Annotated in this window: 17 protein-coding genes and 4 tRNA genes; 13 read left to right on the plus strand and 8 right to left on the minus strand. The window is 37.0% G+C overall.

All coding sequences use genetic code 11. The features are described 5' to 3' along the window. Positions 1 to 2154: 2154 nt before the first annotated feature. The 3 genes from LG402_RS12810 to cspE form a co-directional block, all read right to left on the minus strand. Positions 2155 to 2853 (minus strand): MgtC family protein, encoded by a 699-nt coding sequence (locus tag LG402_RS12810; RefSeq protein ID WP_072068540.1) that lies wholly within the window; start codon positions 2851 to 2853, stop codon positions 2155 to 2157. A 405-nt stretch (positions 2854 to 3258) separates the two neighbouring features. After that, complete coding sequence (dsrB, locus tag LG402_RS12815; RefSeq protein ID WP_109407827.1) at positions 3259 to 3453, minus strand: protein DsrB; 195 nt, start codon at positions 3451 to 3453, stop codon at positions 3259 to 3261. A gap of 110 nt (positions 3454 to 3563) precedes the next feature. Further along, the gene (cspE, locus tag LG402_RS12820) at positions 3564 to 3776 is read right to left on the minus strand and encodes a transcription antiterminator/RNA stability regulator CspE (RefSeq protein WP_004243573.1); all 213 of its coding nucleotides are present in this window, start codon (positions 3774 to 3776) and stop codon (positions 3564 to 3566) included. 455 nt (positions 3777 to 4231) lie between these two features. Here cspE and LG402_RS12825 point away from each other — a divergent pair, with 455 nt between their 5' ends. Beyond that, on the plus strand, positions 4232 to 4738 hold the full coding sequence (locus tag LG402_RS12825) for a YlaC family protein (protein ID WP_227335696.1): 507 nt from the start codon (positions 4232 to 4234) through the stop codon (positions 4736 to 4738). 157 nt (positions 4739 to 4895) lie between these two features. After that, positions 4896 to 4971 (plus strand) — tRNA-Asn (locus LG402_RS12830). A 182-nt stretch (positions 4972 to 5153) separates the two neighbouring features. On the opposite strand, the gene LG402_RS12835 is transcribed toward LG402_RS12830, so the two are convergent. Both LG402_RS12835 and LG402_RS12840 read right to left on the minus strand, forming a co-directional pair. Further along, positions 5154 to 5747, minus strand: coding sequence for an NAD(P)H-dependent oxidoreductase (locus LG402_RS12835; RefSeq protein WP_227335697.1), 594 nt, complete (start codon positions 5745 to 5747; stop codon positions 5154 to 5156). 89 nt (positions 5748 to 5836) lie between these two features. After that, complete coding sequence (locus tag LG402_RS12840; protein WP_227335698.1) at positions 5837 to 6778, minus strand: AraC family transcriptional regulator; 942 nt, start codon at positions 6776 to 6778, stop codon at positions 5837 to 5839. A gap of 297 nt (positions 6779 to 7075) precedes the next feature. On the opposite strand from LG402_RS12840, the gene LG402_RS12845 reads away from it, so the two are divergent. The 6 genes from LG402_RS12845 to LG402_RS12870 all read left to right on the plus strand — a co-directional run bounded on the left by LG402_RS12845 (position 7076) and on the right by LG402_RS12870 (position 10527). Beyond that, positions 7076 to 7151, plus strand: a tRNA-Asn gene (locus tag LG402_RS12845). A 323-nt stretch (positions 7152 to 7474) separates the two neighbouring features. Then, positions 7475 to 7550, plus strand: a tRNA-Asn gene (locus LG402_RS12850). A gap of 290 nt (positions 7551 to 7840) precedes the next feature. Then, a tRNA-Asn gene (locus LG402_RS12855) sits at positions 7841 to 7916 on the plus strand. A 198-nt stretch (positions 7917 to 8114) separates the two neighbouring features. Next, the gene (pyrC, locus tag LG402_RS12860; RefSeq protein WP_166540685.1) at positions 8115 to 9167 is read left to right on the plus strand and encodes a dihydroorotase; all 1053 of its coding nucleotides are present in this window, start codon (positions 8115 to 8117) and stop codon (positions 9165 to 9167) included. A 211-nt stretch (positions 9168 to 9378) separates the two neighbouring features. Continuing rightward, the gene (gene bssS, locus LG402_RS12865) at positions 9379 to 9633 is read left to right on the plus strand and encodes a biofilm formation regulator BssS (protein ID WP_064720401.1); all 255 of its coding nucleotides are present in this window, start codon (positions 9379 to 9381) and stop codon (positions 9631 to 9633) included. A gap of 291 nt (positions 9634 to 9924) precedes the next feature. Further along, on the plus strand, positions 9925 to 10527 hold the full coding sequence (locus LG402_RS12870) for a response regulator transcription factor (protein WP_166540686.1): 603 nt from the start codon (positions 9925 to 9927) through the stop codon (positions 10525 to 10527). 264 nt (positions 10528 to 10791) lie between these two features. Here LG402_RS12870 and ttrA read toward each other — a convergent pair whose 3' ends face one another. From ttrA to ttrB, 3 genes are read right to left on the minus strand one after another with little or no spacing between them, the layout of a single operon-like run. Continuing rightward, entirely contained in the window at positions 10792 to 13872 is a 3081-nt protein-coding gene (ttrA, locus tag LG402_RS12875; protein ID WP_227335699.1) for a tetrathionate reductase subunit TtrA, read from the minus strand. Beyond that, positions 13865 to 14893 (minus strand): tetrathionate reductase subunit TtrC, encoded by a 1029-nt coding sequence (ttrC, locus tag LG402_RS12880; RefSeq protein WP_166540688.1) that lies wholly within the window; start codon positions 14891 to 14893, stop codon positions 13865 to 13867. The genes ttrA and ttrC overlap by 8 nt, the downstream gene beginning before the upstream one ends. Next, positions 14890 to 15633: a tetrathionate reductase subunit TtrB gene (gene ttrB / locus LG402_RS12885; protein ID WP_072068548.1), complete on the minus strand. Its 744-nt coding sequence runs from the start codon at positions 15631 to 15633 to the stop codon at positions 14890 to 14892. The genes ttrC and ttrB overlap by 4 nt, the downstream gene beginning before the upstream one ends. Positions 15634 to 15810: 177 nt before the next feature. On the opposite strand from ttrB, the gene ttrS reads away from it, so the two are divergent. The 5 genes from ttrS (at position 15811) to LG402_RS12910 (ending at position 22640) form a co-directional block, all read left to right on the plus strand. Then, complete coding sequence (ttrS, locus tag LG402_RS12890) at positions 15811 to 17574, plus strand: tetrathionate respiration histidine kinase TtrS (RefSeq protein ID WP_166540689.1); 1764 nt, start codon at positions 15811 to 15813, stop codon at positions 17572 to 17574. Between the two features lie 10 nt (positions 17575 to 17584). Continuing rightward, on the plus strand, positions 17585 to 18187 hold the full coding sequence (ttrR, locus tag LG402_RS12895; protein ID WP_166540690.1) for a tetrathionate respiration response regulator TtrR: 603 nt from the start codon (positions 17585 to 17587) through the stop codon (positions 18185 to 18187). Between the two features lie 74 nt (positions 18188 to 18261). Continuing rightward, positions 18262 to 19203: a Kdo(2)-lipid IV(A) acyltransferase gene (locus LG402_RS12900; protein ID WP_166540691.1), complete on the plus strand. Its 942-nt coding sequence runs from the start codon at positions 18262 to 18264 to the stop codon at positions 19201 to 19203. A 272-nt stretch (positions 19204 to 19475) separates the two neighbouring features. Further along, positions 19476 to 20684, plus strand: coding sequence for a multidrug efflux MFS transporter MdtG (gene mdtG / locus LG402_RS12905; protein ID WP_072068552.1), 1209 nt, complete (start codon positions 19476 to 19478; stop codon positions 20682 to 20684). 420 nt (positions 20685 to 21104) lie between these two features. Further along, positions 21105 to 22640 (plus strand): peptide MFS transporter, encoded by a 1536-nt coding sequence (locus LG402_RS12910; protein WP_227335700.1) that lies wholly within the window; start codon positions 21105 to 21107, stop codon positions 22638 to 22640. The last annotated feature ends 38 nt before the right edge of the window (positions 22641 to 22678 follow it).

Here is a 22678-nt window from a genome sequence, read left to right on the forward strand (position 1 = left end):
TAATTCACAAAAGAACAGAATCGAATATAAATTTTGTTTCTTCTATTTGAGATTACAGCAAAATGCTGAAAAAGCCTGTACAGACAAACACACCACGCCATGCTTAACACTTGTATACCCAATCCTTTTAAATGTAAACAAGACAAAATGAATGCGATCAAAATAACATCTTATTGATTACTCCATTATCATTAATACAAACTATAAAATATCAAATGTTACTTTTTATCATTGAAACTAACTTTCACCGTAATTTGTTTTACTCCTAAAAATGATGAGTATTGTTTCACTTTCCCTCCCCTTCAGTGTTCAGAATCTTCATTTTAACCTAGCTAGCACAAGTCTTAATGCATTACAGAGCCAAAAGTGCTGATATTAAGTAACACCATTGCTTAACAAAAGTTGATGTTGACAGAGTTAGGCACAGGCTGATATTTAAACACCGTTATATTTTTATTTAGATAGCTAAAATACATATCTAAATATTCATCTCTACTTATCACTAATTTAGCCCGTATTATTACCCTTTTTTTGAGTAATTTGGGGTTTAAAAAGACATTTTCTCTCCATAAAAAAGTAATAAAAATATTGATATATCTAAGTAATTTAGATCTATATCTCATTTATTAGATCAAGCTTAAAAAGCAATAACAAGGTTCCATCATTTACACCCCAAAAGTGTTCTGTTTTTTGTGAAAAGAAGAATCAGCAAAAATATTGTAACTTTATTTTTCAAATCGAAAATAATTGAGATTATTCATGCCGTGAATACAAATAGTTTGTGTATTGCTTTCAGTTCTATTGAAATGAGCCCTATCTTTTTGAGATTGCTATCGTGAAATGTTTATCATCTTTTTTTGATGACATAGTTTTTTAATTAATGGTAGTTCGAACTTGTTTTTATCTTTTTAAGTAAATCAAAAAAGGTCAATATCTCAATAATCCTTTATATTTATTTTCAGAATAAATGACAATGGCATAGCTATTTCACACTAAGATAATTCTCCTTCTGTAATAAGTAAGATTTACATCCTTGACAAAGTTACAAATAATAAAATCATGAAATTATTATTTTAAACAAAGAAATGCTTGGTATGATTTTTCTATTCTCATTATAAGATTACTTATTGGTATCATTTTTCCTACATGCTTTTTACAAAAAAAATCACATTCTTTCAAAAAATTTTGCACACCACTGATGAGCAATTATAAACAACATTACACAGCCATTCATCAGCTTTGCTGTAGCGGGTTAAACTTGCTATTTAACTACACTCGGCCCACTTTTTCTGGGCGCTAATTTGGTTAAATTAAAAATATTACTCAAAAATTGAAACTTAAACCAAACCTGATAAAAAACATTGATATATATTTCGCCAAATACATTGAAATAATTTGAGAGTATTATTTAGGTATTAAAAAAATTCCCAGTATAATCAATAGAAAACACGCTTTTCGACCCAAAATTCTATACTGCGCTAAGTCCCTTAATAACGACTTTTTGTCCTACAATACACCTAAGTACCTCATTTAATAAGTAAATAACTTGTAGCAAACGCTTACTTGATTTTGATGTTCATCGTTTATTCAAAATAAAATAAACAGTGATAAATCAAACCAATCTGAAATCAATAATTAATAAAATAGAGAAACCATATCAAATACGCTAAAACTCTATTCAGTCATTTTCACTTAAAGCTCACAAAATACGGGTTAACCACAATATAAATAATTGCATATTAATCAAATTACATAAAAATGGGTATTTAAAATAAAACGAAAATAATTCCTCTCTTTTTCTGTGTATTTCTAATTAGCCAGCTATGAATAAAAAGTCCTATTTTTTATTCCGTAGAGTAATAGTTACATAAATAATAATTACGCAAACAAAATACTTTATTTATATATGTCAGTAATAATACTTAACACATGATACAGATCTCACTACCTTCAATAAGGTACTTAGTTTTAAAATTAACCATTACGTTTATTTGCTCACAAACAATATGGTTATATGCTTATAACTTTCTATAACATTTATATTCTTTTTAAATTATTTTTTAATATCTTCCCTATATTAAGGAAACAAAAAACTCCCTATATAGAATATAGAGAGCCATCATAAGAGACACATTTAACGCAAACTATTGTTAGTTAAGCAGGGTGTTCAGCTGCAATTTTCCAATTAATAGCACTTACACTTTTTTCTAAGCTAACACGGCAGACAATAGCCTCTATCTCTTTTTGTTCAACGGGAGTTGCAAGCAGCTCAGCACAAACTTCTAGTTGGCTAGGCATCAATGTATCTGCACTACTCAAAGATTGTAATCGAACATGTAAACCATTTATTGCTTGCAAAATAAGGGTTCTCACTAAAACTTCATCTTCTTCATGACAAATAATTCGAATTGAGTAACGTTGCTCAATATCTATCGCTTGGTGTTGTGGCTGAGCATTAATACGTTGAGCGGCTTCTCGTAATAAAATATTCGCACAAAGAATTAGAAGTGTTGCTATAGTCGCCAATTGATACAAACCTAAACCACATAACACACCAATTCCAGCAGAACACCAAAGTGTTGCCGCGGTGTTTAATCCTCGAATATTCATTCCTTCACGCATAATTACACCAGCGCCCAGAAAGCCTATTCCCGAAACCACTTGAGCCGCTATTCGGCCAGGACTATCAGGTGAAGTCTCGATTGAACTTAAGATAAAAACAGCTGCTCCGGTGGCAACGAGTGCATTCGTTCTTAAACCAGCCATTCTTTGTCGCCATTGACGCTCAGCTCCAATCAAAGCACCAAGACACATGGCAATCACCAAATTTAAAATATAAGGTGTCATCGTCATGTTTATTTCCTCTACATGATGATTAAAAAATAAGTATGAAAAATTTTCTCTAAATGTTCAGAGTATTGGAATTAACGTATCAACCTAGGTGGAGGAAATAGAGAGAAAAAAATGTAGCACATGCCTTTACCTTGTTTATTAGTAATATAAAGGAAATTTTTTGGGTAAGTGCAAACATCTGAATATATAAGAAAGGAATATTACAATGCACTGCCCACCAAAAATGGTAAGCAGTTTTAATGAAGAAAACAGCCTACCTATTGATTTGAACAAATCTATTTTGGGTTAACTGAGTTACCGTTAACCTACAACTTTGCGTATCCAAGGTGACTTCTCCCCACTAAAATTTAGCAAAAGTATAAGTAGCTGATTTAAAATTGTAAATGAACCGAACCTAAACACAAATCACTTTTCTTGTATTGGTCTAACAAATGTCCCTTCCCCACCCTCTTTTTCATTAAAAAACCAAATTCCTTTTGGATATTCAGGGAGTGATACTAAATACATAATACCTTCGTTAAATTCTTCAATAAGTAGGATGATCCCTTCACGATCGTCAACACCATCCGTTTTCACAACAACCTTATCATTAATCTGCATTTTCTCTCCTGATAAATATTATCATTCTCTTTTTATTTATTTTACCCATAAAGAAAAAGCCTGCCACCATAAGGTGACAGGCTTGAAGAAAATTTTTAAAAGGCTTTAAATTACAGAGCTGTTACGTTAGCAGCTGCTGGACCTTTTGCACCGTTTTCAATTGTGAATTCTACGTTCTGACCTTCAGCCAGAGTTTTGAAACCGTTACCTTGAATGGCAGAAAAGTGAACGAATACGTCTTTGCTTCCGTCTGCTGGAGTAATAAAACCAAAGCCTTTAGACTCGTTGAACCACTTAACTTGACCTTTCATTTTGTCAGACATGTGACTTTCCTATATATCAATAAAACGTTGCCTTCTCGGCATCTACTGGCCTGAACTACCTATAACTTATGGGCACACATGAAGAAAACGGTCAAAAAGCGATGCTGTTTAAAACTCATTAACTTAGAATGTCAATCATAAATCAGGTCTGTATTGAGGCCTTACTCATTAACGCATGAGACAAGTTTAATAGCAATAGTTTTATGCGTCTAAAGATTAAAAAAATGCGAATTGCACATTAAAAATACAATTCTTCCTCTATTTTTATCACTGTGTATAAAATTTATTTGATATTTTATCTCTATTATTAACAGTAACTAAGAATAATCTTAATGGCATTACAATAACAGTTAATGTCAGAATTTAAAAAAACTGTTCTACCTGCTTATCTTGTCTCCGTGATAATCTAGCAACAAGAAACAAGTTTGCAACATTCATCTCTTAAGGTGTTTACAATGAATGTATTAAAAGAAATCTTAGAGCGTGATTTAAACCGGATCAATAAAGCTGAAAAAAGAGACGGAAAGCCACACTTTAATAGTCAATTTTTGAAAAACCATATCTGGTTATGTATCAGCATGGTTCTCTCTTATATATTACTTGCCGCATTACTTATCTACTCTCCTTATTTTGGTATTATTTCACTAGTGCTTTTTTCTTTGATGTTCCTAGTGATGGCCGGAGTGTTACTATTTGACATTAAGCCTATCTATAAATTTGAAGATATCGGCGTGCTTGATTTAAGAGTTTGCTATAACGGTGAATGGTATACTTTTGAGAAACTGTCTGATGAAGCAGTAAATGAAATTCAACAACATCCTGCAATTTCGCCACAAATAAAAGAAGACATTCGTGAGATTATTAGTAAAAAACAAGAAATTCATTTTTATGATGTCTATTTGATGGCGTTCGATCCTGTCCAGCAATCTATTTCAGCATCACAATTATCTCCCCAATCTTGATCTATTCTCCGTGTTAACCGTAAAAACACGGAGAATAACTTCTATTATTTAACCACTTTGTCGATAAACCAACCAAACAGATATTTAATCCACTTTTAGCGTTGACACTCTGATATATCATCGTTATTATGCGCCTCGTTCTCAAGAAGAACACGCTTCCTCCATAGTTCAGTTGGTAGAACGGCGGACTGTTAATCCGTATGTCACTGGTTCGAGTCCAGTTGGAGGAGCCAAATTTAGAAAAGCCCGCGCTATCACAGTGCGGGCTTTTTGCTATTAACTATTTCAACAATATTTTTCTATTAAAATCAGCCACTTTTCCTCATTTTTTAATCTGTTTTTTCATTTCTATCGCATTGTGGCTGTTTAGACCTCTTGTAAATAAGAGATAGCCCATAAATACGCTTGACTAAGTTTAACGATGCAAACCAATAATTTCTTGTTCTAAATGCTTTTTATACGCCTCAACATCTTTTTCAATTTGAGGTTGTTTTACCACATCAAACATTCCGAAGGTTTTTAATCCTTTCATACCTAAAAACTGATTTGCTTTGTGGAATGGAAAATACACAGCATCAATACCTTTTCCTTCAAAGAATTGCTCTTGTTCTTCAAAAGATTCAAATGGCGCATTCCAAGTCACAGAAAGTAAGTATTTTTTACCTTGTAGCAACCCTCCCGAACCATATTTTTTTGAAGGATCTTTTCGTGTGCGACCATCATCAATAAATAATTTACCGCTACCTGCACTAAATACATCATCAATATATTTTTTTAAGATCCAAGGCCCTTCCATCCACCACGCTGGCATTTGATAAATAATAACGTCAGCCCATAGATATTTATCAACTTCTTCATCATTATCGTAGCCATCATCAATACGAGTTGATTGCACATTTATCTGATGTGAAGATAGCAATGTTGTCGCAACTTGCGTTAAATGATCGTTGAGTTTTCCTTCAGAACCATCGAATTCTTTTGATGCATTAATAATAAATACGTTAGCCACTTCACACTCCTTTATATACCAAAATCTAATAGCATGACTGTAACGCAATCATTCATTATTGCTTTAACTCATTTCTCCATTATTCTTGCCTAATAATCCAAAGATACTCTTTCAGTGTCAGATTCTTTTAATCGTTGAATATCTTTTAAAGGGGCTAAACCAAATAATCGATGATATTCACGACTAAATTGTGATGGGCTTTCATATCCCACTCTAAATGCTGCTTCAGAAACGTCTGCCATTTCAATTAACATAATGCGTCGAGCTTCATTAAGGCGTAGCCATTTTTGATATTGTAGTGGTGTCATACCCGTTCGATTTTTAAAGTGGAAATGAAATGAAGAGGTACTCATTCCTACTAATGTGGTCAAATCTTCAATACGAATAGTATTTCGATAATGCATTTTAACCCAATCAAGAGCATGATTAATTTGGCGGCATTGAGGATGTTGCGATGCCAATAACTGCTGCCTTGCCCCACCATTTGATCGTAATAAGTAATAAAGGATCTCTTTTTGGATCAAAGGAGCGATAAAAGGCACATCTTCTGGTGTATCAATCAGTTTAATAAGTCTAGTGACTGCTTGTAATATTGGTGCTGTGACGGGAACGACTTGTTGGGCTCTATGTTGATTGCTTTCTTGCAATAATTCAAATCGATTCTCTGCTAACAATTCAGGTAATAAAGAGAGATCTAATTTAAGTAAGATAGCTAAAAATGGCGCCTCTTTAGATGCTTCACAAACTTTAGCAAAAGTGGGTATATCAGATGATGTCAAAAGCATATTCATGGGACGATAACAATTTGTTTCTAAACCTATTGTTATTTGTTTTGCACCTTGAGCAGCAATAGCTAAACTTGGCTCATACATCCACCCTTCTGATTCTGTCGTTGTTGTATAGTGACACAGCGCTAATCCAGAAACAGCCGTATCCCAACCTCCTTCTTTATCTTTCGTATGGGAAAGGAGCGTTTTTTTAAATTCTTCGAACTCAATTAAAATCGGCGTTGATAAATCGGTGGTATTCATTATCTCTGGATCTTCTATTTAACCTCTGCATTACTTACATTGTATTATTAAACAGTATGAAAAACTTTCTTTTGAAAAGACCTCTTATTGTTCCTTATCGACTTTAGAATTACATCGCATAATAAAAATGTCTTATTGAACATAATGTCTACTGATAACCATTTATTTTTTATACATTTTTATCAAAAAAGAAACAACTTGATGCACTCTTGAGCAAACAGTATTTTTTTTCATTTTTTTACTTTACAAGGTGACAAAGGATAGCTATTATTCGCCTCGTTCTCACGAGAACACGCTTCCTCCATAGTTCAGTCGGTAGAACGGCGGACTGTTAATCCGTATGTCACTGGTTCGAGTCCAGTTGGAGGAGCCAAATTTAGAAAAGCCCGCGCTATTATAGTGCGGGCTTTTTGCTTTCTAACTTTTTATTTTCTTCTTTGGTTTTGCTTGTCTCTTTTTCTTCAAGTTGAATCAATCGCTTTCTATAACTTAATGACTAATAAAAACACTCGTTTTTATATTTTCCATTTTACCTAGTGTGATTTATTGAATCATTTTTATCTTAAAGTAGCTTTATTTGATTTAAAATCTATAAATTAGTTATTTTTTAACCACTTAAACTATTATTTCACTTTTTTCACTTTACAAAGTTCATCACCCTCGCTATTATCCGTCTCGTTCTCACGAGAACACGCTTCCTCCATAGTTCAGTCGGTAGAACGGCGGACTGTTAATCCGTATGTCACTGGTTCAAGTCCAGTTGGAGGAGCCAAATTTAGAAAAGCCCGCGCTATTATAGTGCGGGCTTTTTGCCTTCTACCTTCAGCATAATTCATTTCATTCTCTTCTCCGTTAATGTATTTTTTAAGATCTCCGTTTTTACAGTTGAGTACGTTATCTCTTTATTTTTATTCATTATTGCAGAAAATATCACCTCTTTATCAGAGTATCCGTTTTAGAAATGCACAAAATGTTGCTTATCTACGCACTTAAACAAATATCGAGGATTGTCCTTTGACATATCAAAACGACCGCTATATGATACACGCCACTTAGTGTTATTCCTCCATAGTTCAGTTGGTAGAACGGCGGACTGTTAATCCGTATGTCACTGGTTCGAGTCCAGTTGGAGGAGCCATTTCTATTTGTGTCACCCTCGTAACCTTTTGATTTTATTCTCTGTTTTCCCTTACAGCATCCCATAAGACATAATAAAAAATACGATTAAATGGTAGCTATTTAATCGTTTTCGTATTAGCATTCGTTTCCGGCTTGACTACTTAGTCCAATCCAATCCTTGATCTTTCGATTTTCCTAAGACACACGGAGCCGGTATATGACCACTGCACAACCTATCACCCTCACTATTCGCCGTCCTGATGATTGGCATGTTCACTTTCGTGATGATGACATGCTAAAAACCGTTGTTCCTTATACCAGTCGTTATTTTGGCAGAGCCATTGTCATGCCAAACCTTGTTCCACCAGTGACAACTATTGAAGCAGCTCGCGCTTATCGTGATCGAATTAAAGCTGCTATTCCTGCTAGTGATAACTTCGAACCTTTAATGACTTGTTATTTAACGGATAGCACGCTGCCTTCAGAAGTTGAACAAGGTTTTTTACAAGGTGTTTTCACCGCCTGTAAGCTTTATCCTGCAAATGCAACAACAAACTCAAGCCATGGTGTATCTGATATTACAAAGATTTATCCAATCTTAAGTGTGATGGAAAAAATCGGTATGCCATTGTTGATCCACGGCGAAGTTACTGCTTCACATATTGATATTTTTGATAGAGAAGCACGTTTCATTGATAGCGTCATGTCCCCTGTGCGCAAACAATTTCCTGAGCTAAAAATAGTTTTTGAACATATCACAACCAAAGAAGCGGCTCAGTATGTGTTAGAAGGAAATGAATTTCTTGGCGCCACCATTACTCCACAACATTTGATGTTTAACCGTAATCATATGTTAGTTGGCGGTGTTAAACCTCATCTCTATTGCTTACCAATTCTTAAACGTAATGTTCACCAAGAGGCATTAAGACAAGCAGTAGCATCTGGAAATTCTCGCTTTTTCTTAGGAACAGACTCTGCACCACATTTGCAACATCGAAAAGAGTCCTCTTGTGGCTGTGCGGGTGTATTTAATGCCCCTACTGCATTAGCCGCCTATGCAACCGTATTTAAAGAGCTTGATGCATTAGCGCACTTTGAAGCATTCTGTTCACTCAATGGCCCACGTTTTTATGGGTTACCTGTAAATGAAGGCACCATTACGCTAACAGAAAAAACCATTGAAGCACCTGCTCAAATTCTTTGTGGTAATGAAGCTCTTATCCCATTCTTAGCGAATGAAAATATTCACTGGGATATTACTGTCGATTAATCTCACCCCTTGATATTTTTCTAAAATGCACCATATAACATTTGTTCGACTGTTAATGGTGCATTACTCTTTTATCAGAGCCAGCACACATTTTTTTGTTACAACAAAAATTTATCTTTTTAATCATGATAAATCTCGTATACTGAAAAGTAACCACATTGCGTGGGAGCTTCTCTCTTAGTCAAAACCGGCTGTATGATTAGGAGGTATTATGAGTAGAAAAAATGAAGTTATACAGACACATCCTGTTGTAGGCTGGGATATCAGTACCGTTGACATCTACGATGCCATGATGTTGCGTTTACATTATCTTCCTGAAAACGAACATCATCCAGAAAATGCAGTTGTAGATAAGACACTTTGGCTCACAACAGACATAGCTAAACAGTTGATTCATATTCTTCAAGCAGGTATTGATAAAATTGAATCATCTGAAGATTCTGTTTCAGACAACACCAAGCATTAATAAAAAGATCGACAAAAAGATAGCGAACGCAAAGCAGGAGTACTATGTACTCCTGTTCTCATTTTTATCATTCCGCATAATCATTTCTTATATACTATCTATTTATAAATTTCATATCATAAAAAACAATTAACAACATTAATAAATAAATCATCATTTAATACAAGAGTAATAATAATTATTTTATTCGATATATCTTGAAAAAAATAATATATATGCCGAATTGACATAAAATGAAGTTATCTTTATTTTAATAAATTAATAGAATAGTAACAAACAAGGAAGTTATTTGTGAAAATATTAATTATTGATGAATGTTTCTTTACTCGTAACGGTATAAAACATTATTTCTCCAAAAGAAATATAAGACATGAAATTATTGATGTATCATCTATACAAGAAGCTAATAATTATATTAATCATTCTATGCCTGATATCATATTCATTGATCTTACCCGATATTGCCGAGAAATAGCACACTGCCAACATTTGCAACTCTTTTTCATTTCAACAAGAAATTGCCGACTTTATCTCTACATTGATGCAAACTATCCTGACAAAGAAAGACCTATCTCTTTGACAAATAACTGTTTTATCCTACCTAAAAGAGTACTTCCTTGGGTGCTTGAAAAAACATCTTTATTCACATCACGATGCCAAGTATTTTTTCCAACATATAAACACTCTATGTGCTCTATTTTCAGCACACAAGAACAAAAAATTATTAATTACTGGATGAATGAATTACCCAATCACCAAATAGCTAAAAAGCTATGTATTAGCAATAGTACGGTATATTCACACAAGAGACATATTACTGAGAAGATTAATGTAAAAAATAGAATTGAGCTATTTTTCATATATAACATTTTAAAGTACATATATGAAAAGTAGTCTTGTGTTTTTATATTATAAAATAAACAAAAGAAAAAAGGAGTCCGATTCCTATTATTACTCTCTGTAAGCATGATGACGAATAGGCGTGTTGGTCACCTTAAATTTATAATAATATTATGTATGTAGGGTACATGTGATATTAAAATAATTAAACTAATATTATATCTATTTTATAATATAAAAAATAAGCTATTTACTTTGTTATCACTTCACTCTCCATTTTAAAGAGTGAAGTGATGGATAAAAACTCAAGATAGATAATTAAGCGATACGTTCAATCTTAGCAGGTAAACCTTGACGAACAGAGGCACCAGATACCCAGTCTAACCAAGTGTTGGTTATCTCTCTTGTTGGATCAGCGAACCCTAAATCATTAAGATTGATACCATTACCAATACCTTTATCCATCGGTAAAGGTTGTTCATCTAAGTAATGTTGACGGGAGCCTAATTCTTGATGCCCATAACCATGCTCAATCGCTAAAACACCTGGCATCACACCATCGAGTAAACTAATCTCAGCTTCAACTTGCCCACCAGGTGTTACAATACGAACCTTATCACCATGGTTAACACCCCATTTTTTACCATCTTGAGGATTAATTGCGACCAAGTTACTCGGTTTCACCATTCGTAAACGTTGTATCATACCCGTTGAACTACTCACCACATGAGACTTAAAGGACATTAATTTTAATGGCCATTGATTTTCAGGATAGTGCTGGTGAATATCGCTACCATCTGAAAGGCGTGGTGGATAATAAGTTGGGCAACCACTATAACGTTCACCCGTTATTGCATGATGGTTTTTTGCAACTTCTTCATTCCAAATTTGTAATGGTTTCTTCCACTGAGGTCCCGTTTCATCACCATTCCATGCTTTGTCATAAGGCGCAAAACGACCGCCTCGAGTGTAAATATATGCAACACGTAATACTTCTTCATTTTTTAATGTGGAAGTCATTACTGGCAAAATTCGATCAACACCACTTAATAAAATATCTTCATTAGTTGCAGGAGCAACCGGCTTTTCACCCATAAACGCCATATTAGCCGCAACACGTAAATAGTAATCTTCTGCACTGTTGATTGGATAAAAATTTCCATCCATATCTTCAATAGCTTTATCACCAAAGCCTGGTAAATCTAAGGCTTTTGCAACAGCAATACAGAATGTTTCCATTGAGATTGGTTGGCCTTCCGCTGTTTTAGCAACACGAGGTTCAATAATCGGCCAACGTGCAGTACTTGCTTTCACTTGAACACCAGACCAAGGCGCGCTAAATCCCCAACTTTCAAAGTTGTGTGTATCAGGCACGATATAATCTGCCAGCGCAGTTGTTTCATTCATAAAGGCATCAATACCGATAATTAAAGGCAGATGCTTTGGATCTTTAAGGCGCTCTTCCATTACTTGACGAATACCAGCAATCCCATAAACAGGGTTGGTCATATTCGTGATCCATGCTTTTAATGAATAAGGATAACCCGCTAATGCAGAACCCAATTGCTCAGTTAATTGCCCCGCAGCAAACGGATACCAAGGCGCTTTGGCAGGATATGGCGATTCTCCTTTCTCTACACGCTCACGATATTCATCGGATTTTTCATAGGCTGCTTTACTACGTGATAGCACCATGCCTTTTGGCTTCACTTTACCTTTAAAGCTATCCATTTTGTAACAAGGGCCATCTGTTGCGCCATTAAATTTACCGCCACCAACCGATACCCCACCTTTAAGGTTTAAGTTACCTATTAGTGCATTGAGCATAATCACGCTCCAAGCAGTATAAAAACCATTTCCTCCCATCATACCGCCATGAGAGATAACAGCAGCCTTTCTCCCATAAGCGGTAAATTCTCGGCCTAATGCGGCAATGGTCGTTTCTGGTACTTTACAGCGCTCGCTATATTCAGCCAGAGTCATACGTTTAGCCGCTTCATCAAGTAATTGAAAACTTGATTTAACAGTCACTTCTGCGCCTGTTTTTAAAGTAATTTTATGCGTAGCAAATAATTGTGCTTTATCGACTTGTGTTGCGGGAACTAATTCACCATCTAGCGATAACACTAAGTTTTGCTCTTCCCCTTCAGCAACATCATTCAAATGTGCCGTAGTGAGCATTTGTCCTGAAAGTGGATGTTTTTCATCACTGATCACAAGGTGAGTGGCATTTGTCCAGCTCTTCTCACCCACATTTTTCATTGAAACTTCGCTTGGTACTGACAGATAGTCTGCATTGTAACGCTTATTTTCAATGATCCAGCGGATCATTCCCATCACTAAAGCAGCATCCGTTCCTGGTTGAACAGGAACCCAATGCCCATGATCGTTAGCTAATGTTGTTGTTAATGGTAAAGCTGGTGCAACAACCACATAATTAAACGAGTCACGAATACGTGCATTAGCTAACTGGCGACCTTGACGTTTAAATGGGTTACCTGATTGTGCTGGTGATGTTCCTAAGAACAGTGCAAATTCAACATAATCCCAATCTGGTTTAACGTGGGCGTTTTTATCTAAATCGTTCATTAACGCACCAGAGCCAGCACGATACGCTAACCCACAATAAGAGCCATGAGCGCCAAAGTTTTTACTACCAAATGAGTTTTGAGCGAAACGACGAATAAATGTATCACGTCCATCATCACCCGCATTTGTCATTAATAATTGGTTAGCTTTAGGACCTAATGAGGGTTGTTTGGGATCAATCAGAGTGTCTAAATCACGGATCGCACGCAAACCATCAACATGACCTTCTCCGAATAAATCACCGCCTTCAACAATTTCTTGGATCAATTGTTCAAAACTGATGCGTTTCCATTTACCTTCACCACGTTTACCAACTCGTTTCATCGGCTCAAGAATACGTGTTGGGCTATCAAGGCTTTCCATCATGGTTGCACCACGCGCACAGGCCGTGGAGCGATTTTCTAACCCACTTTCACCCCCCATTTTTTCAAATGCTTCTTTAATTGGCATGTTGTAGCCAAAATGATGATCATGAGAAAGTGGATGATAAGGGTTACCTGCAATACGTAATACTTTATTGTTTGCTCTATCAACACGGGCACGAACACCGCATTGCGTCCAACAACCAAAACATTGGGTCATACAAACCGATTGATCAGTATTCGCTTGCCATTTGCTCTCTTTAACAACCTTACCTTCAGGTAATAATGAGTTGCCATTGATCCTGTCAAGTGTCACTTTACCTGATGTGCCATCAACTAAACCATCTATGGCACGTTTAGCAACATCACGGTAGCTGGCAGCAAATGCGGCAATACCACCGATAACCAATCCACCTTTAAGCCATTGACGTCTTGTAAACTTAGCCATGCTGCACTCTCCTGACAACCCAACGAATACTTTCTCTAAATATGATGGTTAACGCTATCCACAATCCAAATGTTCCGACGATTGCCATCAGTCCATCATTGCCTAGCGTAAATTCATAAGGATTTGTAATAATGTTATATTTTGGAATATATTGTGCACCCATCAACATTAACCAGCGTAATACCCACGCAAGCCCCATTGATACAAATGCCATAATGGTAATAAATACGATCGAACGGGCTTGTTTTGCCATCAAAAGTCCCATTGCAACAGAGATAACCCATAGTGCGATAACGCCCATGGCACTCCACCAACCAAGACTTCCCATGGCTAATTGTTGTCTAATGGCCTGACCTGAGATCGTATCGCCAGCAACCCAAAAACCCGTACATACTGCTAATAACATTAATGAGCTTACAAACCACATCGCTAATTCACGTTGATGTACAGGTTCACGACGCGTTCCTAATGCCAACAATGTTGGTAGCACTTGCATTGCACTAAAGAACAGTAAGATCGGTAACCAATAGGTATACAACACAGGTCTTGCTTTTAAGATAGAAGCTTCGCGCCCTGTATATAACAGCAAACCAATTGCAGTTAATGAGCAAGCTAATGCAACCCAACGTGTTAATTTATATTCACGTTTCCACACTAAGCGAACAACCATTGCCGCAAAGTAAAGCATGCTAAACGCCGAAAACAATGGCAGTAATATTGAACCCCATGCCATCCACGACCACGGTGTTGGATAAGCATAAAAGTGCCATACACGCGCTGTTTGGTGTAAATCTGCAGTTAAAGCAAGCGGTGCTGTAATACCCGCGGTCACTGCAATAAATACCGCTACGGCTTCTAAACGTTGATTACCTGCACGGCCTTTCCAACACTGCCAACAGGCGTAAAGTGTTGCGCAACAAGCAATACCAATAAAAAAGAAATACTGCACAGCCCAAGGCAACCAAAAATATTCTTGCGGGATCGCAATGACTTCTTGAATTTGAGAGAGTTGCGGGATCATGAGTGAACCTCCTGCTGCCATAATGCTGGTTGTCCTTGACCTGCTAACGGTTGTACAAATGCATCATCGAGGCCGAGATAGAAAACTTGTGGTAATGTGCCACTTTCTGGTTTTAATACTTTCAGCTCTTTTTCATGTGTACGCAGCATTTTACTGATAGTGCTATTAGGATCTTTCATATCACCGATAATACGCGCGCCGCCAACACAAGATTCGACACAGGCAGGTAATAAACCAACTTCAAGACGATGCGCACAGAAAGTGCATTTATCCGCAGTTTGTGTTGAGTGATTGATAAAACGGGCATCGTAAGGACATGCTTGAACACAATAAGCACAACCAACACAACGTTCATTATCAACAACAACAATGCCATCTTTACGTTGGAAAGTTGCTTGGACAGGACAAACTGGCACACAAGGTGGTTCATCACAATGGTTACATAATCTAGGTAGCAAGACGTTGGTTATCCCCTCTTGCCCCTTGATAGCAACCTGATATTGGTTTACTGTCGTCCTAAATTGCCCTTGGGGTGTTTGATTTTCAATATTACAGCTCACAGTACAGGACTGGCATCCTACACAACGGCGTAAATCAATCAGCATGCCATAGCGTTTATCTTCTGAGCCTTCACGACGCTCAGGTGATAATTTAATGCCGGCTTCAGCTAAAGGAACCAGTGAAGCACCTGCAGTAAGGACCCCTAATTGTTGTAGAAATTTTCGTTTTCCAAGATCCATATTTGTCTCCAGCATCACTCAACAACACAATCTCACAATGAGTGAAGGAAATAGAAAGTAAAAAGTATGTGTTTTGTTATAAGTGCATTGTAAAAATTACTGAAGACAACACCTATTGTGGTTTACCACATACCGGGTATGAACTTGATCCAAAACAATATTTAACATTAGATATTTATGACGATAAAACAGACAATTGGGATAAGAAATACAGTAAGTATCGGATTATTACTGCTCTTTTTTGTACTTCCTCTACATGCCATTGCAAAAGAGTGGAATATTGGCGTCTTGGCCTTACGGGGTGATGCTTCAACACAAAGGCACTGGTTACCTCTTGTTCAAACATTAAATGAACAATTACCTTCAGAAAATTTTGTGTTAGTTCCCTTAAACCTGGAAGAAATGAAGCTAGCAGTAGCGAAAAAAAAGGTTGATTTCTTACTAACAAATCCTGCGCAATTTATTCAATTGGATAATGCTTTTCCATTACGCTGGTTACTCTCTTTACGCTCTGGTTATGAGCCTGATAACACGACACGAAATGTGATTGGTAGTCTGATTTTAGTGCGTAATGACAGCCCAATTACTTCTGTTCACGAGCTAATAGGAAAGCGTGTTGGTGCTATTGCACCCGATGCTTTTGGTGGTTATCTTTTAGGTTATAAAACACTACGCGAAGAAGGTATCGATCCCGATAAAGATTTCACTCTACGTTTTACCGGTTTTCCTGCCGATGCCTTGCTTTATCTCTTACGAGATGAAGATATTAACGCGGCAATTATTCCCGTCTGCCTACTAGAAAATATGGATAATGAAGGGTTGATTCGAAAAAGTGATTATCGCCCAGTCATTTCCTATCAAACTAACACTCCGTGCTTAACCAGTACCCCCCTGTATCCTAATTGGTCATTTGCAGCATTAGACACTGTGCCTGATGAGTTAGTTGATAAAGTGACTCGCGCTTTACTCACGGATGACAGTAAACCCATGAAATGGGGAGCCCCTGCATCACATACACAAGTTGAAAACTTACTCAGGGAAGTCAACCAACATCCTCGACAACGCCAACTTTGGCTGGATGCAAAAAGCTGGGCAATTCAACACCAATTTATTATTGGTCTTTCGTTGGCTGCTATCTTTTTTCTTATTTTAAACCAAGTGTGGATTAGCTATTTAGTAAGGCGTCGCAGTCAACAATTAGAGCATGCTCATAATCGATTAAGGCAGCAAAAAGAAGAGTTAGAACACGCTCAACGCTTAAATATATTGGGGGAGATGGCTTCAGGATTTGCTCACGAACTTAATCAGCCTCTTTCCGCCATAAAAAGTTATGCACAAGGTAGTGTCATTCGCCTTAAAAAAGAAAATGAGTCACACCCGCTATTACCTGCATTGCAACAAATAGACAAGCAAGCACAACGCGGTGCTGATATCATTAGAAATCTACGTTTATGGGTTGGAAAACAGGCACCTAACACAGATACGATTACGCTTTCTCATCAGAATATTGCGGAATGTATCCACCATATTTGGAAACTTTTACGTGTAGAAGAAAAATACCCACAAGTTTCACTGAAAACCAATGTTGATGAACATGATACTCTGTGTTTACCCGAAACCTTATTAGAGCAAATTTTATCGAATTTAATCACCAATAGCCTGCAAGCAGGTGCAAAGCATTTAAAGATAAGTTCACACAAAGCACCAGATAGATTGCTTGTTGTTATTGAAGATGATGCAGGCGGAATGAGTCATAGTCAGCTTGAACAACCTTTTTCTCCATTCCAAACAACAAAAACGGAAGGACTTGGATTAGGTTTAGTGATTTGCCAGCGATTATTGCTTTCTCAAGGTGCGGATATTCATATTGAAAATCAACAAAATGAGCAAAATAATGTCGGATTAAAAATCACGCTTATTTTCCCTAATAAAAATAAATAACGGAGAAAAAATGCCCACTATTCACCTTGTTGATGATGATCTTGCTGTCACTGATGCTTGTCAGTTTTTATTAGAAAGCTTAGGTTATTCAGCCCATGTTTGGAATGATAGTGAATTCTTTATCAACAACGTCAATCTCTATCAACAAGGGGTTGTACTGTTAGATATGCGAATGCCAAAACCTGACGGTAGACAAGTTCACCAGCATTTAATTGATAAGCACAGTACACTTTCTGTGATTTTTTTAACAGGACATGGTGATATTCCTATGGCCGTTGAGGAGATCAAAAAAGGCGCTATTGATTTTTTACAAAAACCCATTGATAGCAATGCACTGTTATCAGCCTTAGATGCCGCATTTCTTGAAACAAATACCCGTTTTACTGCGCATGATATTCGTCGTCGCTATGCATCATTAACCCCAAGAGAAAAAGACATTGCTTATTATGTTATTCAAGGTTTAATGAACCGGGAAATCGCTGAAGTTGCTTGTGTTTCAATAAGAACTGTTGAAGTTCATCGAGCCAAAGTGATGGACAAAATGGCCGCTAAAAATATTGCTGAATTGGTGACTGCGTTACAAGGCATTGAAATAATTTCACCTAATTTATGACAAAATTTCTTATCTGCGCCAAAAAATGTCACAATATAAGATATTCATTGGAAAAATAGTAAATAGATAGGCTTATGATAAAGTCACCTCCATTTAAAAAATCATTTTTGCAGCCTAAGTATTGGCTGACTTGGTTTGGGATCGGATTACTCTATATTCTGGTTCTGCTTCCTTATCCTGTCATTTATTGGCTAGGCACACGCCTAGGTCGTTTCTCTAAAGTTTTTTTAAGAAAACGTGTCCAAATAGCGGAACGAAATCTTGAACTTTGTTTTCCACAAATGCCAAAAAGTGAACGCGAAGCTTTAATTAATAAAAATTTTGAATCTGTTGGTATGGGATTGTTTGAGACTGGAATGGCTTGGTTTTGGCCTGAATGGCGAGTTAAGCGCTGGTTTAAAGTCAGCGGACTTGAAAATATTTCAGCGGTTCAAGAAAAAGGACAAGGCATCTTACTTATTGGGATACATTTTCTTACTCTTGAGCTAGGTGCTCGTATTTTTGGTATCTATAACCCAGGAGTTGGTGTTTACCGCCCTAACGATAATCCCGTTATGGACTGGCTACAAACATGGGGTCGATTACGTTCTAATAAATTTATGATCGACAGAAAAGATGTCAAAGGCATGATCCGTAGCTTAAAAGCGGGAGAAATTGTTTGGTATGCACCTGATCATGATTATGGTCCACGTAAAAGTGTTTTTGTACCTTTGTTTGCCGTTGATAAAGCGGCAACAACAACGGGAACTTATATTCTGACAAGAACCAGCAAACCTGCATTAATTCCATTTACGCCCAAACGCTTACCTGAAGGTAAGGGTTATGAGTTAATTATTTCTCCGGCTGTTGCCGATTTTCCTGTTGATAATGAGGAAAATACTGCTAAGGCGATGAATAAAGTGGTTGAACAAGAGATTTTACGTGCGCCAGACCAATATATGTGGTTGCATCGCCGCTTTAAAACCCGCCCAGAAGGGGACGCTTCTTTATATAATGAAATAAAGAAAGTACACTAATCACGAAGTGGCTGTTTTATTCCAAAGCAGCCACTTTGTAATATGACAACACGCTGAAACAACAATAATAAAATCAACAACAGCACAAGCTGTAAACTCCTGCAAAAACACATTATAAGAGCAAGACCTATCGCACTTATTCTGTATCATGGCTATATTCTTATTCACTACAAATAAGAAGACCGATGCGTTGTCACAATATTCAACATCACCACGGTTATGTTCAGCCTATTTTCTTGGTTTACTCTCTCGTTCTCGGCTAAAGGAGTAACATGGATCTCAAGCCCCGAAATAATTCTTGGAAACGTAATCTTTATATTGTCTGGTTTGGTTGTTTTCTAACTGGCGCAGGTTTTAGTTTAATTATGCCTTTTCTTCCTTTATATGTTGAAGAATTAGGTATAACCGATCATGAAGAGCTTAACCTTTGGACGGGTGTAGCATTTAGTATTACTTTTCTTTTTTCTGCTATCGCCGCCCCTTTCTGGGGAAAATTGTCTGATAGGAAAGGTCGAAAATTAATGCTATTACGCTCTGCCCTTGGCATGGCAATTGTCATGGTATTAATTGGTTTTGCACAAAATATATGGCAGTTACTGGTATTACGTGCCTTGCTAGGTGTATTAGGTGGCTTTGTTCCTAATGCTAACGCATTAATTGCAACTCAAGTCCCTGTCAAAAAAAGTGGTTGGGCATTAGGTACTCTTTCAACGGGTGCTGTAAGTGGCGCTTTAATCGGTCCTTTAATTGGAGGAATGCTTGCCGACCTCTATGGTTTACGCCCTGTATTCTTTATTACTTCAGCGGTTTTATTTATTTGTTTTCTAGTCACCCTCTTTTTCGTGAGTGAAAACTTCACACCGGTTTCTAAAAAAGACGCACTAACTACAAAACAGGTTTTTTCATCACTTAAAAACAAAAGACTCGTGGTATGTCTATTTTTCACCACAATGATCATTCAAGTGGCAACGGGTTCAGTTACCCCTATTTTGACACTTTATATCCGTGAATTAACAGGATCAGTCAGTAACCTTGCCTTTATCAGTGGTGTTGTTGCCTCCGTACCCGGTATTGCTGCACTGATTAGTGCCCCTCGCTTTGGTAAGCTTGGTGACCGAATTGGCCCTGATAAAGTCCTTATTTTTACCCTCGGGCTCTCTATTTTTATGCTAATTCCAATGGCACTAGTCAGTAATTATTGGGAACTTGGTGCATTACGATTTTTACTTGGCGCAGTCAATGCAGCTATGTTACCTGCAGTGCAAACGCTTATTCTCTATAACATTACCCCGGCTATTGCGGGTCGAATTTTTAGTTATAACCAAGCACTAAGGGATGTTGGAAATGTTACAGGACCGTTAATGGGTGCTTTTGTTGCTGCAAGCTATGGATTTAGAGCTGTTTTTTATTTCACCGCGGCGGTTGTCTTTTTTAATCTAATTTATTCTTGGTTAAGCTTTAGAACGCCACAAGAAAAGTAGTCAGAAAATCCACAAATAAGATCAGTTAATAGTTTTTTTTCTTCAAAAAATTACACTTTTACATTTAAAGGCCTAATTGTTACTTTTTTTATTCTATTTTTTGTAATTTATTGTTTATTAAGAACATTCTTAACGCCTGTTTGTTAAGACCTCTAAAATTTTCTTGTCCTCTTTTTTCAAAAAATTGCAAGGTTAACTATTGCAAAATGAGATTTTTATCGACTTTTGCACCAAAAAATGGTTTATAAAGTATTAAATATACTTTTAGTCGCTAAATTCTGACAAAAGTATGTTAAAAATATATTAATTAAATGCGGTGAATATTGATAACAGAATGAAATAATTTTGTTTCATCACTTGCTAATATTTTGTTCTTTTTACTTGCAAACGACCTGTAGAGGTTTTTTTTGGGAATTTAAGATGCAATCTACTCACTCAAAATCTAGCCGAACTTTCTTTGGCCACCCATATCCATTAAGCTCCCTTTTCTTCACTGAAATGTGGGAACGCTTTTCTTTCTATGGTATTCGCCCATTATTAATTCTATTTATGGCGGCAACCGTTTATGAGGGTGGCATGGAAATCCCCAGAGAGCAGGCATCTGCTATTGTGGGTATTTTCGCAGGTGGTGTTTATTTAACATCGCTACCTGGAGGTTGGCTGGCTGATAACTGGTTAGGTCAACGCCTAGCTGTATGGTATGGCTCTATCTTTATCGCATTAGGGCACCTATCCATCGCACTTTCTGCGTTTTGGTCAGAAGATCTGTTCTTTATCGGTTTATTACTGATTGTATTGGGCACAGGATTATTTAAAACCTGCGTCACAGTAATGGTAGGAACCTTATATAAAAGGGATGATACTCGCCGTGATGGTGGATTCTCCTTATTTTATATGGGTATCAATATGGGCTCATTTATTGCACCACTCATCACCGGTTTCTTAGTGCGTGATTATGGCTGGCATTGGGGCTTTGGTATTGGTGGAATTGGTATGCTTGTTGCGTTACTGATTTTCCGCTTTTACGCAGTACCGACCATGCGTCGCTTTGATAGTGAAGTAGGTTTAGATTCAAGCTGGGATCGCCCAACGGTTGTTCGTCGTAATGTCGGTCAATGGATTTTAGCGTTATCTGTCGTTCTTATGGCAATTGTTGGCCTTATCATTTCTGGTGTTATTCCTTTTAACCCAGTTGCTGTGGCTAACTTTATGGTCTATGTGATTTCCGGTAGTGTTATCGCCTATTTTATCTATTTATTCCTATTCGCAGGATTAAGTAGTAGTGACCGTTCTCGCTTATTTGTTTGTTTCCTTTTATTGGTTTCAGCCGCCCTTTTCTGGTCTGCATTCGAACAAAAACCGACATCATTTAACTTATTTGCCAATGACTATACAGACTTAAACTTTATGGGCTTTGAGATCCCTGCAGTTTGGTTCCAGTCTGTAAATGCCTTGTTTATTATTGTTCTTGCGCCTGTCTTTAGTTGGTTATGGCCAATGATGGCACGTAAGAATATGAATTTAAGCAGCATCACTAAGTTTGTGATTGGTATTTTATTTGCAGCGGGTGGCTTTACCGTCATGATGTTTGCATCTGAAAGCGTTATCGCAACAGGACAAGGTGTATCACCACTTTGGTTGATTGGTAGCATCTTATTGCTGACATTAGGCGAATTATGTCTAAGCCCAATTGGCCTTGCCACAATGACTATTTTAGCCCCAGCAAGAATGCGTGGGCAGGTCATGGGATTATGGTTCTGTGCAAGCGCATTAGGTAATTTAGCCGCTGGTTTAATGGGCGGAAATATTCGTCCAGACAAATTGGATGTAATGCCTGATTTCTTCTCTCATGTTTCTATCGCACTGGTTATTTGTGCCGTTGTTCTTGCTGCACTAATTATTCCAGTTCGTAAGATTTTACAAAGCGCAGATAGCAAAGAGAAAGCACAAGCTTAATTTCAGTTGCTCATTATTGAAGCCATGCCTCATTTGCT

It is taken from the genome of Proteus sp. NMG38-2, from assembly GCF_020640995.1.
Lineage (GTDB): Bacteria > Pseudomonadota > Gammaproteobacteria > Enterobacterales > Enterobacteriaceae > Proteus.

Excerpts from the sequence above, each read along its gene's own strand:
- ttrC (WP_166540688.1), bottom strand. The coding sequence starts at position 14,893 with ATGATCCCGCAACTCTCTCAAATTCAAGAAGTCATTGCGATCCCGCAA.
- LG402_RS12900 (WP_166540691.1), top strand. The coding sequence starts at position 18,262 with ATGATAAAGTCACCTCCATTTAAAAAATCATTTTTGCAGCCTAAGTAT.
- mdtG (WP_072068552.1), top strand. The coding sequence starts at position 19,476 with ATGGATCTCAAGCCCCGAAATAATTCTTGGAAACGTAATCTTTATATT.
- pyrC (WP_166540685.1), top strand. The coding sequence starts at position 8,115 with ATGACCACTGCACAACCTATCACCCTCACTATTCGCCGTCCTGATGAT.
- ttrA (WP_227335699.1), bottom strand. The coding sequence starts at position 13,872 with ATGGCTAAGTTTACAAGACGTCAATGGCTTAAAGGTGGATTGGTTATC.
- LG402_RS12810 (WP_072068540.1), bottom strand. The coding sequence starts at position 2,853 with ATGACGATGACACCTTATATTTTAAATTTGGTGATTGCCATGTGTCTT.
- bssS (WP_064720401.1), top strand. The coding sequence starts at position 9,379 with ATGAGTAGAAAAAATGAAGTTATACAGACACATCCTGTTGTAGGCTGG.
- LG402_RS12825 (WP_227335696.1), top strand. The coding sequence starts at position 4,232 with ATGAATGTATTAAAAGAAATCTTAGAGCGTGATTTAAACCGGATCAAT.
- cspE (WP_004243573.1), bottom strand. The coding sequence starts at position 3,776 with ATGTCTGACAAAATGAAAGGTCAAGTTAAGTGGTTCAACGAGTCTAAA.
- dsrB (WP_109407827.1), bottom strand. The coding sequence starts at position 3,453 with ATGCAGATTAATGATAAGGTTGTTGTGAAAACGGATGGTGTTGACGAT.
- ttrB (WP_072068548.1), bottom strand. The coding sequence starts at position 15,633 with ATGGATCTTGGAAAACGAAAATTTCTACAACAATTAGGGGTCCTTACT.
- LG402_RS12910 (WP_227335700.1), top strand. The coding sequence starts at position 21,105 with ATGCAATCTACTCACTCAAAATCTAGCCGAACTTTCTTTGGCCACCCA.
- ttrR (WP_166540690.1), top strand. The coding sequence starts at position 17,585 with ATGCCCACTATTCACCTTGTTGATGATGATCTTGCTGTCACTGATGCT.
- LG402_RS12840 (WP_227335698.1), bottom strand. The coding sequence starts at position 6,778 with ATGAATACCACCGATTTATCAACGCCGATTTTAATTGAGTTCGAAGAA.
- ttrS (WP_166540689.1), top strand. The coding sequence starts at position 15,811 with ATGACGATAAAACAGACAATTGGGATAAGAAATACAGTAAGTATCGGA.